At 60.9% G+C, this 17581-nt stretch carries 17 protein-coding genes and 1 tRNA gene; 6 read left to right on the forward strand and 12 right to left on the reverse strand.

Annotated features, from left to right (window positions below; genetic code table 11):
* Positions 1-28 precede the first annotated feature (28 nt).
* Positions 29-907 (forward strand): HlyD family secretion protein, encoded by an 879-nt coding sequence (locus tag HB376_RS01920; RefSeq protein WP_213761717.1) that lies wholly within the window; start codon positions 29-31, stop codon positions 905-907.
* Here HB376_RS01920 and astE read toward each other — a convergent pair.
* The 9 genes from astE to HB376_RS01965 all read right to left on the reverse strand — a co-directional run bounded on the left by astE (position 902) and on the right by HB376_RS01965 (position 10996).
* Positions 902-1951, reverse strand: a complete 1050-nt coding sequence (gene astE / locus HB376_RS01925) for a succinylglutamate desuccinylase (RefSeq protein WP_213761718.1) — start codon at positions 1949-1951, stop codon at positions 902-904. The two genes, HB376_RS01920 and astE, sit on opposite strands and share 6 nt — an antisense overlap.
* On the reverse strand, positions 1935-3278 hold the full coding sequence (astB, locus tag HB376_RS01930; RefSeq protein WP_213761719.1) for an N-succinylarginine dihydrolase: 1344 nt from the start codon (positions 3276-3278) through the stop codon (positions 1935-1937). The genes astE and astB overlap by 17 nt, the downstream gene beginning before the upstream one ends.
* A gap of 9 nt (positions 3279-3287) precedes the next feature.
* Entirely contained in the window at positions 3288-4763 is a 1476-nt protein-coding gene (gene astD, locus HB376_RS01935) for a succinylglutamate-semialdehyde dehydrogenase (RefSeq protein ID WP_213761720.1), read from the reverse strand.
* 11 nt (positions 4764-4774) lie between these two features.
* Positions 4775-5812: an arginine N-succinyltransferase gene (gene astA / locus HB376_RS01940; protein ID WP_213761721.1), complete on the reverse strand. Its 1038-nt coding sequence runs from the start codon at positions 5810-5812 to the stop codon at positions 4775-4777.
* Positions 5809-6864, reverse strand: coding sequence for an arginine/ornithine succinyltransferase subunit alpha (gene aruF, locus HB376_RS01945; RefSeq protein ID WP_213761722.1), 1056 nt, complete (start codon positions 6862-6864; stop codon positions 5809-5811). The genes astA and aruF overlap by 4 nt, the downstream gene beginning before the upstream one ends.
* Before the next feature lie 55 nt (positions 6865-6919).
* The gene (locus HB376_RS01950) at positions 6920-8131 is read right to left on the reverse strand and encodes an aspartate aminotransferase family protein (RefSeq protein ID WP_213761723.1); all 1212 of its coding nucleotides are present in this window, start codon (positions 8129-8131) and stop codon (positions 6920-6922) included.
* A gap of 232 nt (positions 8132-8363) precedes the next feature.
* The gene (locus HB376_RS01955) at positions 8364-9107 is read right to left on the reverse strand and encodes an ATP-binding cassette domain-containing protein (RefSeq protein WP_346730425.1); all 744 of its coding nucleotides are present in this window, start codon (positions 9105-9107) and stop codon (positions 8364-8366) included.
* Positions 9108-9323: 216 nt separating this feature from the next.
* Positions 9324-9752, reverse strand: coding sequence for a hypothetical protein (locus HB376_RS01960; protein WP_255631105.1), 429 nt, complete (start codon positions 9750-9752; stop codon positions 9324-9326).
* Positions 9753-9784: 32 nt separating this feature from the next.
* Positions 9785-10996, reverse strand: coding sequence for an EAL domain-containing protein (locus HB376_RS01965; RefSeq protein WP_346730417.1), 1212 nt, complete (start codon positions 10994-10996; stop codon positions 9785-9787).
* 455 nt (positions 10997-11451) lie between these two features.
* Here HB376_RS01965 and HB376_RS01970 point away from each other — a divergent pair, with 455 nt between their 5' ends.
* From HB376_RS01970 to rpsU, 4 genes are all read left to right on the forward strand, one after another.
* On the forward strand, positions 11452-11997 hold the full coding sequence (locus HB376_RS01970) for a GNAT family N-acetyltransferase (RefSeq protein ID WP_213761724.1): 546 nt from the start codon (positions 11452-11454) through the stop codon (positions 11995-11997).
* Between the two features lie 117 nt (positions 11998-12114).
* Entirely contained in the window at positions 12115-12717 is a 603-nt protein-coding gene (locus tag HB376_RS01975; protein WP_213761725.1) for a YigZ family protein, read from the forward strand.
* Positions 12714-13061 (forward strand): 2Fe-2S iron-sulfur cluster-binding protein, encoded by a 348-nt coding sequence (locus HB376_RS01980; protein ID WP_213761726.1) that lies wholly within the window; start codon positions 12714-12716, stop codon positions 13059-13061. The genes HB376_RS01975 and HB376_RS01980 overlap by 4 nt, the downstream gene beginning before the upstream one ends.
* Before the next feature lie 220 nt (positions 13062-13281).
* Positions 13282-13494, forward strand: a complete 213-nt coding sequence (gene rpsU / locus HB376_RS01985) for a 30S ribosomal protein S21 (protein WP_006999077.1) — start codon at positions 13282-13284, stop codon at positions 13492-13494.
* 553 nt (positions 13495-14047) lie between these two features.
* On the opposite strand, the gene HB376_RS01990 is transcribed toward rpsU, so the two are convergent.
* Both HB376_RS01990 and HB376_RS01995 read right to left on the reverse strand, forming a co-directional pair.
* Positions 14048-14124 (reverse strand) — tRNA-Met (locus tag HB376_RS01990).
* Between the two features lie 78 nt (positions 14125-14202).
* A complete protein-coding gene (locus tag HB376_RS01995) occupies positions 14203-15735 on the reverse strand; it encodes an oligopeptide:H+ symporter (RefSeq protein WP_213761727.1) in 1533 nt (510 codons plus the stop codon).
* A gap of 406 nt (positions 15736-16141) precedes the next feature.
* On the opposite strand from HB376_RS01995, the gene HB376_RS02000 reads away from it, so the two are divergent.
* Positions 16142-16873 (forward strand): SDR family oxidoreductase, encoded by a 732-nt coding sequence (locus tag HB376_RS02000; RefSeq protein WP_213761728.1) that lies wholly within the window; start codon positions 16142-16144, stop codon positions 16871-16873.
* Here the strand turns inward: HB376_RS02000 and HB376_RS02005 are convergent.
* Positions 16813-17571, reverse strand: coding sequence for a ribonuclease HI family protein (locus tag HB376_RS02005; RefSeq protein WP_346730418.1), 759 nt, complete (start codon positions 17569-17571; stop codon positions 16813-16815). The two genes, HB376_RS02000 and HB376_RS02005, sit on opposite strands and share 61 nt — an antisense overlap.
* Positions 17572-17581 lie beyond the last annotated feature (10 nt).

Here is a 17581-nt window from a genome sequence, read left to right on the forward strand (position 1 = left end):
ATTATTGTTGAAGGACTAAAACCGCATCATGATCATCAGGAAAATTTTCGGCATCTTCATGACCGCGCTCATTTTCTGCGCAGCCATCTTGATCGGGCGCGTGCTGTGGGTGCATTACATGGACGAGCCGTGGACCCGCGACGGCCGCGTGCGCGCCGACGTCATCAACGTCGCGCCCGACGTCTCCGGCGCGGTCGTGACCATGCCGGTCGCCGATAACCAGTTCGTGCACAAGGGCGATCTGCTGATGGAGATCGACCCGTCGCATTACAAGATCGCGGTAGAGCAGGCGCAGGCTACCGTTGCCGCCCGTCAGGCGGATTTACGCATGCGTCGCGACGACGCCGCGCGGCGGGCGGATCTGGACAACGAAGTGGTGTCGAAGGAATCGCGCGATAACGCAAGCCAGGCCGCCTCCGGCGCCGCGGCGAACTTGCAGCAGGCGCAGGCAGCGCTCGACGCCGCCGAACTCAATCTCGCGCGAACCAAGGTGTTTGCGCCGGTGGACGGCTACGTGACGAACCTGAACGTGCATCGCGGTGACTACGCGACGACGGGCGCAGCCAAGCTCGCTATCGTCGATAGCCATTCGTTCTGGGTCTATGGGTATTTCGAGGAAACGAAGCTGCCGCGTGTGCGGATAGGCGATAAAGCCGAGATGCGGTTGATGAGCGGCGGCGTGTTGAAGGGCCACGTGCAGAGCATTTCACGCGGCATCTATGACCGCGATAACCCGCAAAGCCGCGAACTGCTCGCCGATGTGAACCCCACGTTCAACTGGGTGCGGCTCGCGCAGCGCGTGCCGGTGCGGATTCATATCGACGAGGTTCCAGAAGATGTCGTGCTGGCTGCGGGGACGACATGTACCGTGGTGGTCGATCCTACCGGCAAGCCGGGAAAATCATAGCGAGTCGAACGTTTCCTCAGTCGTATCGATGACCATGAGCCCCGCTCTCAATCCCGGCTTCACCGTCGGATTCGGAAACACGATGCGCTCCTCGTCGCGCAGCACTTCATACGTGTAATCGCCATCCTCGGCCAGCACCGTGCCGCGCGCGAACGGCGTGAAGTTCGCGACATCGCCGGCTACATGGAGCTTGAACGCCTCGCTCTGTTTATCGATTTGTCCGACGACGGTGAATACCTTCAACGTTGGGTTGGATCGCGCTATTGGCGCAAGTCCCGCGATCAGCCGCCGCAATGAGGCGTCCGATGCCGCGAAGCGCGACAGATCGTTATGCCCGAATGCCCGCACCTTGCCAAGCTCAAGCGTGCACGCGAGCGCGCCCGCTTGCTCCGCCGTGAAATGCGTGAACGTGTTCGACTTCTCCTTGTGCAGCAATACGGCCGACAACCCCGCGTCCTGCAACCAGTCGAACATCACACGCGACAGCGGCTCGCCCGTGTATGGCAGCAACGCAAACTGCTCGAACACCGAGGGGCGGATCGCCGTGTGCATGTCAATGTGCCACTTAGCGTGCGTTGAAGCGGCATCGGCATCGGTATCGACTTCGACTTCGGCAAAAAATGCGCGCGTCACGTTCTCAAGTTCCGCTGCACGCGGCGCTTCATGACTTGCTGCAAGCTCAAGATAGCGGCCGTTGAACAGCCGGTTAAGGTCGTCGTCGCGATAACGGCAGGACGCACGCATCGCGTCGATGTTGCCGAAGATGACCAGCACGCGGCTCTTCAACGCCGCCTTGCCGCTTGCAATATCCGCAACAAGCATCGACAGGATTTCGATTGGTGCGGTTTCATCGCCATGAATCCCCGCCGATGCCACCACGCTTTGCAGCACCGCGGCCTCGGGTTCAAAGCGAACGATGCCATCGCCGAGCCACGTCCACTTCACGCCACTCGGCAACCGGCCTTCCGTCAGCGCGGGCTTTTTTCCATCGAGCACAAAGTCGAGAAAGTTCGCGAACATGGCCGGCTCAACGCTGGAAGTCATAGATAGCACCCAGCTTGAGAATCCCGGTCAGCGCATCAAGCGCCGCGCGCGATTCATCGAGGAGTTTCAGATCGGCGAGATCGGCGGGCGCAATGCGGTCGCGATAATGCGTGTCGATCCAGGCATCGAGTTGCGCGAACAACGTGTCATTCATCCAAACGCCTGGATTCACGGCGACACGCTCTGCATCGTTGAGCACCACGCGCAGCCGCAGGCAAGCAGGACCACCGCCGTTCTTCATGCTTTCACGAAGATCGAAGACGAGGACATCGTCGATGGACGTTGACCGCGCGGGCAACGAATCGAGGTACTTGGCAACCCGCGCGTTTTCCCGGCACTCCTGCGGCACGACCAGCACCTGCCGGCCATCCGGCCGTGTCAGCAACTGGCTGTTGAACAGATACGACGAGACGGCATCGGCCACGCTGACTTCGTCTTCCGGCACTTCGATAGCGGTAAACGCGCCGCCATGTGTTTCAAGTTTCGCGCGAAGCTGGTCGTACACGCTGCCCTGATCCAGGAACGCACGTTGATGGCAAAACAGCGTGTTGCGATTGCCCACGGCGATCACGTCGTTATGAAACACGCCCGCATCGATCACGTCAGGAAGCTGTTGCGCGAACACGGTAGCGTCGTCCGACAGTCCGTGAAGGCGCGCGACCGCGCGGCTTGCCTCAAGCGTTTGGCGCGCGGGAAAACGCTTCGGTTCTGCCGAACCTTGAGCATATTCGCTGCGTCCGTACACGAAAAACTCCACGCCCTTCTCGCCGTACTCGTTGCAAAAACGCGTGTGGTTGGCCGCGCCTTCATCGCCTAAAGCGGGCGTGCCGGGCAACGCGTGATGAATCCTGAAATGCTTTTCATCGGAGAAAATGGCCGAGAGCGAACGGCGTGTTTCTTCATGCTCGATCGCACGATGCAACTTCGTGCTCAGGTTAGCCGGCGTGAAATGCACACGGCCATCGTTCGTATCCGCCGATGGGCTAACCGTCGCCGCGTTCGCGGTCCACATCGCAGAAGCGGAACTCGCAGCGGCGAGCAATTCCGGCGCTTCTCGCGCAGCACGTTCGACTACCGTAGCGTCGTCGCCGGTGAAACCAAGGCTACGCAACAGCTTGAGCGACGGCCGTTCAAGCGGCGGCAGCACACCCTGGTGAAATCCAAGGTCGGCCAGCTGCTTCATCTTGCGCAGACCCTGCTTCGCCGCGGCCTTCGGATTGGCGGCCGATTTTTCGTTGTTGCGCGACGCGACATTGCCGAACGACAGCCCCGCGTAGTTGTGCGTCGGGCCGACCAGCCCGTCGAAGTTCGCTTCGAATGCTTGCATCGTGGTTCCTCAGAACTGAAGGCCGGGCGAGACGCTCGCGGGCATTTGCAACTGCGTGCTTTCGACGGACGCCATAGGGTACGAGCAGTAGTCCGCTGCGTAAAATGCGCTCGGGCGCTGGTTGCCGGAGCGCCCGATACCGCCGAACGGCGCCGCTGATGACGCGCCGTTCGTCGGCCGGTTCCAGTTCACAATCCCAGCGCGAATGGTGCGCTGAAAGTGTGTCCACACGGTTTCATCGTCGGCTAACAGGCCCGCGGATAAACCGAACGCGGTGTCGTTGGCGCGCTCTATTGCCTGATCGAAGCTGCTGTAGCGCGTCAGTTGCAGCATCGGTCCAAAGTGTTCTTCGTCGGGGACGTTACGCGCATTCGTCACGTCGATGATGGCAGGCGTGACAAAACCGAGCTGCACAGACCGTTGCGTCATTTCGAGCAAGGGCTTGCCGCCCGCTTCGATCAATTGCGTCTGCGCCTGCACGAGCTTCGCGGCTGCGCGCGCCGAGATCACCGCGCCCATGAACGGTTGCGGGTCGGCATCGAAGGCGCCTGTTTTGATCTTCGATGTCACGTCGATCAGGCGCTCGGTGAACCGCTCGCCGAATGCGTTATCCGGAACGAACAACCGGCGCGCGCACGTGCAGCGCTGCCCTGCCGATAAATAGGCTGACTGGATCGTGTGATGCACGGCAGCATCAATGTCTTCGACCTCCGCCACGACGAGCGGATTGTTGCCGCCCATTTCCAGCGCGAGCACGATCTCCGGACGGCCACCGAATTGCCGATGCAATAATGTTCCGGTATCCGAACTACCTGTAAAGAACAAGCCGTCGATCTGCCGATGATTCGCCAGCGCGATGCCGGTGTCCTTCTCGCCTTGCACAAGATTCAGCACGCCGGCAGGCAAGCCGGCTTGCGCCCACAAATCCACCGTCAGCGCAGCCACTCCGGGCGCGAATTCCGATGGTTTGAACACAACCGTATTCCCCGCAATCAGCGCCGGGACAATATGCCCGTTCGGCAAATGCCCGGGGAAGTTGTAAGGCCCAAACACGGCCACGACGCCATGCGGACGATGCCGCAAAACCGCGATGCCATCGGCCATTTCCTGGCGCTTTTCGCCGGTACGCTCGTGGTATGACTTAACGGAGATATCGACTTTAGCCACCATTGTCGCGACTTCGGTCCGCGCTTCCCACAAGGGCTTGCCAGTTTCGCGGCCGATGGTGTGAGCCAGCGCTTCCTTGTGCTCGGTCAAGAGCGCCGCGAACCGCCGCGTGACTGCAATGCGTTCATCCAGCGTCAACGCGGACCACGAAGCGAACGCGCGCCGTGCTGAAAGCACGGCGCGTTCAACGTCCTGAGCCGCTGCGCTCGCGCCTTCCCAAACCACGTCGCCATTGCCCGGATTACGCGATGAAAACGGTGCGCCCGTGCCCTCGCTCCACGTACCGTCGATAAACAATTGAGTCGAAATCTTCGTCATGATCCTTGTCCTTAACCTACGTTCTTTGCGCGTGGTTGCGATGCCAGTACACGCACCGTATCGCCGGCTTGCACGCGCAGCGCGGCGGCTTCTTCCGGCGTCAGCAAAAAGGTGCCGTCTTCTGGCACACCGAACGTCGCGCCGCATCGGAAGTCGTCGAGCGACGTATTCGATACCAGGCTGCGGGCCTCGCCGTTCTCTGCACGCTCACCCATGCGCACCGTCACCAGCACGCTCTCGCGCACCGTGCGCAAATCGGCTACGTGGCATTCGAGGACCGGGCCGGCATCGAAGATATCGACGTGATTTTCATAGCGCAGCCCTTCCGTTTCGAGCATCTTGCGCGCTGGCATGGTGTCGCGGTGCGTCAATCCGACCGCCGCTTGCGCGTCTTCCGGCAGCATCGCGAGATAGACCGGATACCGGGGCATCAACTCGGCGAGGAACGACTTCTTGCCGTGCGAGCTGAGATAGTCGGCGGCGTTGAAATCGATCTGGTAGAAATGCGATCCAACCGCCTGCCAGAACGGCGACGCGCCGCTTTCATCGAAGTGGCCGCGCAGTTCAGCGCACAGACGCTCCGGGAAGCGCTCGCGAAATTGCGCAATAAACATGAAACGCGAACGCGATAGCAAACCACCCACGCCTGCCGTGCGATATCGCGGACTCAGGAATAGCGAGCAGACTTCCGCGTAACCGGTGAGATCGTGCGAGATGTTGAGCAGCGACATCTTGGTCCACACACCCAGATCGCGGCTGGCATGCACGACCGTCGACACACGATAGTTATAAAACGGCTGCTCCAGCCCGACTTCCGTTTCAATACCGCAGACGCCGGCAATATCGCCGGTAGCCGTGTCTTCCATCGCGAACAGGTAACCTGCTTCGAAGGCTTCAGCTTCATCGGCGAGCGTACGTCGTGCACGTTCAACGCGCGCGGTCAGCGCGTCGCGATCCGGCTTGAACGTGGTGAGTCCCGGTCCGGTCTCGTGCGCGAGCGCGACGAGCGCGTCGACATCTCCAGGCTGCACGCAGCGGACAACGATCATTGCAATTCTCCCGAAGCCTGATGAAGCGGCACACAGCGCACCGTATCGGAATCTTTCACGCTTAAAACCTTGCACAGTTCCGCAGACAGCGGCGCACCGGTCGCGCGCGAGGACGGCAGATTGACTAAAGCGCAACGAAACGCGTGCGCGCCGCCGGCTGCAATCAGGTACGGCGTGCCCGACGTGCCCGCATCATCTTGTGCGGTCCGCACGGCGCGAACTTCGTTCGCCAGCACGGACGCGCTGCGTTCCACCGCGACGGTCAGAACCGGGCCGGCATCGAAGATATCGACGAAACGGTCCGGCTCGAATCCTTCTTCAAGGTGGATGTCATACGCGAGCAATGCGCCGTCGTCCGGCTCCCCCAACACTCTTTGCGCTTCGGGCGGCAACAGCGGCACGTAGAGTGGATAACTCGGCATCACTTCCGCGATAAACGTACGGCTGCGGCCGCCCGACTCCAGTTCGACCTGCTCAAAATCGCGGCCAAAGAACTTGCGCCCGACCGCCTCCCAGAACGGCGATACACCGGCTTCATCTGTCACGCCGAGCATCAGCGAGAATACGTCGTCGGAGAAACGCTTGCGGTTCGCGGCCACGTACATCATGCGAGCGCGAGAGAGCAGATGCGCGGCGGCATCGTGCGTGGCTTCGCGCACCGATGGGTCAACATAGAAACCCGTCAGACGGCTCTTGCCCGTGAGTTCATGCGACATGGTGAGCGCGTGGATCTTGCGGTTCACCTTGAGTTCGCGCGAAGCGTGGATCAACGCGTCATTGCGGAACGCATAGAACGGTTCCGAATAGCCCGCCGATGCCACGATGCTCGACGTACCGAGCAACGCGCCGGTCGTGGTCTCTTCGAGCACGAACAGATAAAACTCCTCGCCCGGAAACTCGACTTCCGCGCGAAACGAATCTTCAGAAAGCGCAACGCGCGTTTCCAGAACGCGGCGGTCGCGCGGCAACGAATGCAGCACCGGATGCGCGGCATTCGCCATCCGTTCGAGCGCGTCGAGATCGGCGAGTCTTGCGGGGCGGACGATTAACATCGGCGGTTCCGTTGTTTGAGAGAATAGGCTGAAGCCCGGACCGAAGTCCGCACGTTCAATGCGCCACGTCGGCGATAGCCTTTTCGATGCGCGCGAAGCCCTCGTCGAGATCGGCTATGGGCATGATCAGCGACGGCGCGAAACGCAGCACGTTCGGCCCGGCGATCAGCATGATCACGCCGTGTTTCGCAGCAGCGTTGAGCACGTCCTTCGCGCGGTCCTTGTAGGCATCGGCGAGTTCGGCGCCGATCAAGAGACCCTTGCCACGAATCTCTTTGAACACGGAGAAACACTCATCGATGCGCTTCAGATGCGCCTTGATCGCAGCGCTGCGTTGCTGCACGCCTTCGAGCACGGCAGGGTCGCTGATCAATTCGACCACCTTGTCCGCGATAGCCGCGCCGAGCGGATTGCCGCCGTACGTCGTACCGTGCACGCCGACCTTGAAATGCGCGGCGATCTTGTCCGTGGTCAGCATTGCGCCGATCGGGAAACCGTTGCCGAGCGCCTTCGCGGTCGTCAGGATGTCCGGCGTCACGCCATAGCCCATGTACGCGTAGAACGAGCCGGTACGGCCCACGCCCGTTTGTACCTCATCAAAAATCAGCAGTGCGCCGTGCTGGTCGCAGGCTTCGCGAAGACCCTGGAGGAACGCGGGATCGGCGGGCAGCACGCCGCCTTCGCCCTGCACCGGCTCGACGATCACCGCGCAGGTTTGCGGACCAATCGCGGCGCGGGCGGCAGCCAGGTCGTTATAGGGAAGATGCGTGATGCCTTGCGGCGTCGGGCCGAAGCCCTCGGCGTATTTCGGCTGGCCGCCCACGCTGACGGTGAACAGCGTCCGGCCGTGGAACGACTGCGTGAACGAGATGATTTCAACTTTCTGCGGACCGGTGTTGTCGATAGCGTAACGGCGCGCGAGTTTCAGCGCGGCTTCGTTCGCTTCGGCGCCGGAGTTGGCGAAAAACGCACGGTCGGCGAAGGTGAGATTGGTCAGGCGAGTGGCAAGACGCAGCACCGGTTCATTGGTGTAGCCATTACCGATGTGCCAGAGCTTCTGGCCTTGATCGTGGAGCACTTTCAGCAGTTCGGGATGCGCGTGACCCAGCGCCGTCACCGCAATACCGCCAGCGAAATCGATATAGTCACGGCCTTCCGTGTCCCATATACGCGAACCAAGTCCGCGATCCGGCACGAAATTCGCCGGAGAGAAAAGAGGCACCATCACTTCGTCGAACGTACCGCGCGTTACATTGAGATCCGTCATGAACCGCTCCTTTGCTTGTTCGGTATTCAGCTTACACATCGTTTCCAGATGGTAGGCGCGCGCGGGCGTCGCGTCTTGCGGGAACGCGACAAGGTTTCATGGTATTCGAGGGGATTGACGCTTGTAAGTCAGCCGAAAGACATAGGTGTGCGGCCGGCCGCGCCACATTGAACGCGGAGCGATCGCACCGATCGCCCCACCAAATCCCGCCGCCGCGCCAACGCGTTCAGCGCTACTTGAGACTGCCCGACAGGAATTGCTTCAGCCGTTCGCTCCTCGGCGTGCTCAGCACTTCAGCCGGCGCACCCTCTTCTTCCGTGCGGCCCTGATGCAGAAACATCACATGATTCGATACATTGCGCGCAAAGCCCATCTCATGCGTCACGACGATCATCGTACGGCCTTCTTCAGCCAGTTTCTGCATCACTTTCAGCACTTCGCCCACCAGCTCGGGATCGAGCGCCGATGTGGGTTCATCGAAGAGCATCACGTCGGGATGCATGGCAAGCGCCCGGGCAATAGCCACCCGCTGCTGCTGCCCGCCCGACAAATGCGACGGATATTGCTTCTCCACCTTGGGCGCCAGCCCGACCTTCTCCAGGCATTCGCGCGCCCGTTCGCTCGCTTCCTTCTTCGATAACCCCAGCACGTGCATGGGCGCTTCCATGACGTTTTCAATCGACGTCATATGCGCCCACAAGTTGAAATGCTGGAACACCATCGCGAGCTTCGTGCGCACGCGCTGCAACTGCTTGTGGTCCGCGACTTCGAGATTGCCCATGCGGTCGGGTTTCGTGCGCACCGGTTCGCCGTCGACGATGATCTCGCCCGCGTTCGGCCGTTCGAGGAAGTTGATGCAGCGCAGAAAAGTACTTTTGCCCGAGCCGCTCGAACCGATGATGCTGATCACATCGCCGGCGTTGGCTGCGAGCGACACGCCCTTGAGCACCTCGTTTTCGCCGAAACGTTTGTGGATATCGCGGGCGACGAGTTTGACCGCGGTGTTTTGCGCGACGGCCGATGCAGCATTTTGTGCGAATGAGTCCAACGCATTCTCCCCGGAAGATGGGTCTGACGGGTCTCGTGGTCTGATACCCCGCCCTATGTCGATCATGGCTGCGGATTCTACCGAAAGCCGCCGGCGGACAGGCATAGGGACAAACGCCCTCGCCTGACGGCCGGTGGTCATGGGTCAGTCCTTCGCGGCAGGCGCTGGCGTCACGGCGCGTACTTGCTGCGCCACGCGGCCATTGGCCATCGCGATCTCGGGGCTGGTTTGCAGCATCGGCAGATATTGGGCGTCGAAAGCGGCGTTGCGGTCCTTCGCGCCGAACATGGCCGTGACCGCGTGCGCCATGTCGATACGGCCATCGGGCGTGGCGTCTGTGTCGTCCAGTACGTCGTCAAGCGCAGCAATCAGCGTGGACAACGGGCCAAGCCATTTGTAAGCGCTGCCGTTGATCACGATCTGCAGGAATTCACCGGGCGACACCGCGCCGAATTCGGCTTCGTGGCGGGTGCGCAATTCGTCGAGGATGCTACGGTGCAGCGCCAGCAGCGGATGGCGCACGTCCTTGAGAAACGTGGTCGCGGCCGGGTCGGTCATCCTGATGATGGTCATGGTCATTGCCCGAAGTGGAAAATGAGGCAAGCCTACACCGTCGCCAGACCACGCCCTACATAGCGAATAAAATCCGGCGCGGTCAGCGGCGCGGAAAAAAGCCAGCCTTGGCCAAATTGGGCGCCGCGCGTACGCAGATAAGACGCCTGCTCCTCGCGCTCGATCCCCTCGGCGACCACCTGGACATGCAGCGTCAGCGCCATGTCGATAATGTGCGACGCCACGCTGCTGGACGCCGCGTCCTGACCGACGGTATCGACGAAAGACTTGTCGATCTTCAGCGCGTCCACCTGAAAATTCTGCAGATGCGAGAGGCTGGAATAACCCGTCCCGAAGTCGTCGATATACACCGGATGCCCGGCGTCGCGGAACGCCTGAATCACTTCCTTGGCGGCTTCGGCGTCGAGAAAACAGCGCTCGGTCGCCTCGATCCTGATCTGCCGCGGCGCGATGTTCGCGGCCGCAAGCGCGGGCGTCAGGCGCTCCAGGAACCGCCGCGAAGTCAGGTCCGGCGCGCTCAGGTTGATCGACACGTAGAGCTCTTTGTAGCGCTGCAGGAACTCGCCGAGTTCGAGCAGGACCGTATCGAATACCTGGTCCGTGATGGCCTGGATCAGGCCGCGATGTTCCGCGAGCGGAATGAAGTGATCGGGGCGCACGATGCGATTCTGGTGCTTCCAGCGCACCAGCGCTTCAGCGCCAATACACCGCCGCGTCGCGAGATCGACGATCGGCTGGTACGCCACGATGAACTGATGCCGGCGCACGGCGTCACTAAGCTGGCCGAGCGGCGAGAGACGGCGCACCATGAAGAGGCCGAGCCACGCGGAGAGCGTCAGGCCGCCCGCGACGCCTGCGAGCAGCCAGGTCCAGGGCAGCGCGCGCAGGCGTTCAGTGAAAGTCGCGTCCGATGTGTTCGCCGCGTTTGCGGGGCTTGCTACCTCGTAACCGCGGCGGAACGCATTGGGATTCGGCGGCATCGCCGTTGCAGCGAATACGGGCACCGGGAACGGGGCAAACACCCGCGAAGATGTCACCACCGACGGCTTGGCGATCAGGCGGATCGCGCCAGTGTCGACCAGGCGCACAACGTAATTCTCGAGCGCAGCGGCTTCCCGGGCTGCAGCGACGCGTTCATCCACGCCGGGCGCAAACAGGACGCACAACACCCCCGGCAGCAACGCCGCTATCAGCACGATGCCAGCCAGGAACGCTACGCGCCCGCTGTGTTTGAACGTGTTCATCGTGCGCTTTTCATGTAGCGACGCCTTTGCGCTGAATACGCGCTGCATAATTGTTTCTAATGGGGCACCTGATGACATGTGTGTCATGCGCGTTTTTCGTCAAGGCTGGGTGGCTCGCGCCGTTATCACCGTGAGTCATGGTCCGGGGTGTTCATGCCGCAAGTCGTGTCCGCTTGGCTTGCGGCCGTATTCCTGTTTCCTTGCATCGTCCCGGCAAACGGCCCAGTTTAGCGGCGTGGTACACCGGGCTTCAATGCTTCGCGGCCCACGAAATGCCTGCTTTGGTGGGCTGGCGCACGCCGGCTCGATGCTTTTGCGGCACGAGTGCGCAGACGTCTGGCAGTTGGCGGATAAGTCCTATAGTCGTGAGAAAATAGGATCTCCGGATGATGACCTCGCTCACCGGCCGATTACCACGATCAACACAATCAACACCCAGACCACGGAGGCACTCGATGGCATTGCACGAAGCCAGCGCTCTCACGATCCGCGACGCGAACGCCGCCGATTTCGACACAATCGCCCGCATTTACGCCCACTACGTGCTGCATGCCCTGGCGACCTTCGAGGAAACGCCACCGGCTGCCGATGAAATGCGCGCCCGGCACGCATCAATCATTGGTGCGGGCCTGCCTTATCTCGTGGCTGAAATGGACGGCGCGGTGGTGGGTTACACGTATGCGACGGCGTATCGGCCCAGATCGGCATATAGGCACACGATTGAGGATTCGGTTTATATCGCCGATGGCTTCGGTGGGCGTGGCCTCGGTCTCGCCCTGCTGACGGCGCTGATCGAACGTTGCGACGCGGGGCCGTGGCGCCAACTCATCGCGGTGATCGGCAACAGCGGCAACGCCGGGTCGATCGCGTTGCATGCGCGCCTTGGATTCGAGCACGTCGGCGTGTTGCGCAAGGTGGGCTACAAACACGGCCAATGGGTCGATACGGTGCTTATGCAGCGGCCCCTCGGCGAAGACAAGGCTTTGATTCCGCAGACATAAATAAGCCACGCCGGTCGGTGCACCCGGTTCATCGCCGGATAGTTCGCCGCGGTGCCGCTTTCACCCTACCATTGCATTGCGACCTTCCGGTCGCCTCTCTTACACCCTGAGCTTTAGTTGCCCACTTACACTCTCGCCGCCGCTGTCAGTGCCGAAATCGACATTCGCAAAAGCCGCTTTATCGCGCTGGCGATTCCTGTCGCCGATCGCGCCGCCGCGATGCTCGAACTCGATGCGCTGCGCGTCCAGCATCCCGGCGCCACGCATGTCTGCTGGGCGCTGCTGGCGGGTGGTGAATCCGGCATGTCGGACGATGGCGAGCCTTCCGGCACAGCCGGCCGGCCAATACTCGAAGTGCTGCGCCACCATGAAGTGGATGGCGTGCTGGCCGCCGTCGTGCGCTACTACGGCGGTATCAAGCTCGGCGCGGGCGGCCTGGTCCGCGCGTACACGGACGCAATTGCAACCGCGATGCAACTGGCCGAACGCATAGAACGCGTGGCGCTCGGCCTGCTGCAAGTGGAGGTGGATTACGCCGATGAAGCGCGCGTGCGGCGCTGGGTCGAACAGGAGGGCCATGCGCTCGATGAACCCGGCTACGGCATGACCGTATGCCTGTCGATCCAGATGCCGCTCGCCGTGCGCGACCAGGCCGCCGATGTTATCCGCGACCTGACCCACGGTCGCGCGGTCATTACCAAAGTGCCATCAGCATCATGAGCACCGCCGGCCACCCAGGCTCTTTCACGATTACGCTGCGGCCGTCGGGTCGAAGCTTTGCGTCGACCGGGGAGACCACGATCCTGGAGGCCGCCGAGCTCGCCGGGCTACGCCTGTCGAGTTCGTGCCGCAACGGCACGTGCCGCGCGTGCCTGTGCCATGTGGTCAATGGCAGTGTGCGTTATCGGATCGACTGGCCGGGTCTGAGTGCGGACGAAAAAGCCAGTGGCTGGATTCTGCCGTGCGTGGCGCTGCCCACGTCCGATCTGATTATCGATCAAGTGGATTTTCTGGACATTCCAAATCTCGCCGATACAAAACCACGTCGCGGCCGGGGCTTCTGAGCGCTTGAATCGGGCTCGGCGCGTGTGTGCGCAAACCGCCGACGGCCCAAAGCTTGAACCCGGGTAATCCGGGATTGTTGTCTTTTATCAAAGACATACGATGACATTCCCGAGCGGCGAAGCGCGTCCCATTGTTCAGCCGCCCGTAATCGATGCGCCGAAAAGTGTACAATTGCGTTTCGCCCGATTTTCTGGCAGGGCCAGACCAACTGAGATATCAATGACTAAAGTATTGTTGAAAGAGAACGAGCCTTTCGACGTCGCCATGCGCCGCTTCCGCCGCACCGTCGAACGTACCGGCCTGATTCAGGAACTGAAGTCGCGTATGGCTTATGAAAAGCCGACCACCGAGCGCAAGCGCAAGAAAGCTGCTGCTGTTGCTCGCCTGCGCAAGCAGATCCGTCGCGCACAGCTGCCCAAGAAATTCTATTGATGTTGTTGCACGTCTGAACGGCGGCTTGCAGGTCGATCAAATTCGATCGAAGCGCCGAGTAACCGGGGACTTGTTCGATAGGTCCCGGGGTATATGCCGGATCAATGCCGGACTTCGACACGGCCCAAGCGCCCAGGCCCGGCGGCCAATGTGTGGCTCGATCCGCGCGAATCAACCTCGTGAAGCACTTCGCCCATAGAGGTGAACCCGGGCGAGGCTAAGGCTGCAGCCGCATCAAGCACCGTTCGTTGAAAGCGCACTCGCTGAATCGATCATGACGGCTTGCCCGCATGAATAGATCGCGTGGAAATATAAAACGCGCTCCGTGCTTCGCTGCGCTACTTCCGTTGAACGGTGAATCAGTCTCAAGGCGTCGAGCACTGCGTCGACCTTGCCCACGCATCCAGAATTCAAAAGCCTGCACAATTCCTATTGTGTGGGCTTTTTGCGCTTGACGATCACTTTACCACTCGTCATCGAAGCGCTTTCCAACCATGCAGCAAGCCGTAAACGCATAAAGCCCGGATAGACCGGGCTTTATGCGTTGAATCTCTGGTTGCGGGGGTAGGATTTGAACCTACGACCTTCGGGTTATGAGCCCGACGAGCTGCCAGACTGCTCCACCCCGCGAAAAAGATTATAGCGCCAAGGGTATGTCAGGTCAAACCGAATCGAAGAATATTGCTATCGAATACCAATGCGTTGAAGTTACTGCAGCGATGCCGGCTTCGGCCGAGGGTACGGATCAGTTCCACGGCGTACCGCTTCCACACAACGCCGATGTTCTCGCGACAAGCGATTCAACAGTGGCAGCAGAATGATTGCCACCGCCGCCCCACCCGCCGCGAGCCAGCCGAGTCCGAAAAAGAGCTTCGTATAAAGCGGCAGCGATTGCAGCGAACTCAGGTCATTGGAAGGCATGCGCGCGAAGTTGGCGACCACGCTGCCCAAATACTGCGACACCCCCGTTGCGACGTAATAGGCTCCCATCATGAAGCCGCTCATGCGTGCGGGTACATAGTGGGCGATCATCGCGAGGCCCAGCCCGGACACCAGCAGTTCGCCAAGCGAATAGAGCCCGTAGCCGCCAACCATGAACCACGACGACACACGGCCATCGACGGCATAACGGCCGCTGAACGCGAACACGAAAAAGCCCAGCGCGACCACCATGAAACCGACCGCGTACTTTGCGGCGATGGGGATATCGTGACCGCTATTCGCGAGCCGCGTATAGGCGATCGCGAGGAACGGACTTAGCAGCATGATCCAGAGCGGATTCAACGCCTGGAATTGCGCCGCGCTCCATGAGAACAAGGTCACGTTGAAGAGCGTGAACGACGCGTCCACGTTGCGCAGCGCGAACAAGGTCAGCGAGGTGGACATCTGCTGATAAAAAATAAAGAACAGGATGACCTGCAGCGTGAGGATCAACGCAGCGAGCAGACCGGCGCGTTCGCTTCGATCGCATTTCAAAAGCATCCAGCCGAAGATCACGAGCACGGCAACGCCTGCTGCGTATACGCAGATCGCCGCCACGTGTTCGTTCTGCAGCACGAATACCGTCGCGAGGCCCAAGGCCACGCTACCCACCGCGACCGCTGCAAAGCGGCCCCACATCATGGGTTCATCGTCAGGAGCAGAACCGATGTGCCCAACCGTACGCCGCATCAGCATGAAGTTGATCAAGCCGAGCACCATGCCCGCGAAACACACGGCGAAGGCGGTGTGCCAACCCCAGTGATCCTTGATCCACGGCGTTGCGAGCATCGAAATGGTCGAGCCGATATTGACGGCCATGTAGTAGATGGTGAACGCGCTGTCGAGGCGCGCGTCATCGCCTTCGTAAATGCGCCGCACGAGATTCGCCGCGTTCGCCTTGAAGAGGCCGTTGCCGACCACGATCACACCCAGCGCCGCGTACAGGTACCCCAATGACTCGACCGGAATGGAAAGCATCAGATAACCCGATGCCAAAACGCACGCGCCGAAGATCATCGTGCGCCGCGCACCCAGCACCTTGTCGCCAATCCAGCCGCCAATTGCCGGCGCCGAGAACACGAGCGCGGTGAACGCGCCCCATGTGAGGTTCGCGTGGGAATCGGCGAAACCGAGCTTGTCGATCATGAACAGCACGAGTAACGCAGCCATGCCGTAATAACCGAAACGTTCCCACATCTCGATGAGGAAAACAGTCGTGAACGAGCGCGTCTGAGACGCGCCGGACGGATGTGGAGTCATGGGTAAATCTCAATAGGGTTGGACGGCGCCCCCTGCCCCTGAACCGTTCGCGACACACACGCCTGACAGGCGATATGAAAAAACGCGGTTGATTCATTAATACAGGAGTCCGATACATGGGAAGTCGCGATTATCCCAACACTTTATAGAAATGTGTGGCAAAGGCTTGCATATACAGCGTTCAGTTTTTTGAGACTGACGCAGCGGTTGAAAATCGGATGACACGATGGAGGTGTTTTCGATGTTACTGGTTGATTAGCGTCAATTGTTCTTCGAATTGAACAAGTTTCTTGTATCTTCAATTATTTCGTATAACGATCTATTTGGTCGGTAAATTGCTGGTTCGCGGCCTTTTGTAAACTCGTGGTAACTTTGCGTCTTCAATCCACTATCAGGTTGCGTCGACATGAACACTATCAAGGCGATTCTCACCGGTCACACACGCGGTCTCGGTGCGGCGCTGGCCGGCCTCATGCTGTCACGCGGCATCGCGGTACTCGGGGTATCGCGCACGCGCAGCAACACGTCCGCTTCACCCCTCTTGCAGGAGGTCGAACTCGATCTCGCGAATCCCGCCGCGCTCGGCGAATGGCTTGGGACTGAAACGCTCGCCCGGTTTGTCGATGGCGCGCATACCGTCCTGCTGATCAACAATGCCGGCATGTTGCAGCCGGTGGGGGCAATTGAGGCGCAAGACGTGAGCGCGATCGGGCGATCGGTGAGCCTGAATGTTGCCGCGCCATTGATGTTGTCGGCGGCAGTGGCAGCAGCAAGCCCGGCGGCTTTTGATCGACGTATCGTGCATATATCGAGCGGCGCGGCCCGCAATGCGTATCCCGGCTGGAGCATCTATTGCGCGACGAAGGCAGCGCTCGATCATCACGCGCGCGCCGTCGCGCTGGATAACAACCGGGCGTTGAGAATGTGCAGCGTGGCACCGGGTGTGGTCGATACCGACATGCAAGCCGAGATCCGCGGCACCGGTCTGGAGCACTTTCCGCTGCGAGAAAAATTCGAGGAACTCAAACGCAGCGGCCAGCTTTCGACCCCGGCCGACGCTGCGCGAAAAGTCCTCGACTACGCGTTGAGCGATACGTTCGGCGACACGCCTGTGGTGGACGTACGCGATCTGTCGTGAGTATCTGCACGGGTGTACGCATGAGTATCGCTGCGAACTGCGTGCTGCGAGAGCGCGTCGGCGGCGGCGTTGCGGGCGCGGGGAATCCACTGAAGGCGGACATCGGCGAGTTGCGCGATCAGACCGCGCGCCTGCACCGCGTAGGTGCTTAGCGCGGGCGCACTGCTGGCTTCGTCGCGAAGCACGTCTTCAATGACGACCTGACTGTCGCCATGAATCACAAGCCTGGCCGGCGCCGGCTTTCGTGATACCGCGGCTTCGAGCACCGCGATCAGTGCAAGATATTCTGCCTCGCAACTGTCGCCGTGACCGGCCCGCGCGCTGATTTTCACGACGTCGCCGTCCGGGCCCTCCAGCACACCGCCAATGCCGATCTTGCCAGGATTCGGATGCGCCGAACCGTCGAACCACGCGTGCCAGGCGAGGGCATCACGGACAGCGGGTCGCACTTTTTTGGCCGCGCGCGCGGCTGCACGTTCTTGCTCACGATCGTGTCGCGCCTGTTCTGTCGCGGCCTTTTCCCGACGGCGTGCGCTCACGAGCTCCGCAAGTGTCTGCGTGCCGGCAGATTTTTCCAGCGTCTGCGCCAAGGCGGCGTGAGCGGAGAGCGAAGTGAGCTTCGACAAGCGCACGCTCGTCGCGCGCTCCTTCTTGTAGGCAATTAGCAATAGCTCTTCGAACTCGAACATGCCCGGCATTAAGGTAATC

This window comes from Caballeronia sp. dw_19, from assembly GCF_018449515.1.
Lineage (GTDB): Bacteria > Pseudomonadota > Gammaproteobacteria > Burkholderiales > Burkholderiaceae > Caballeronia.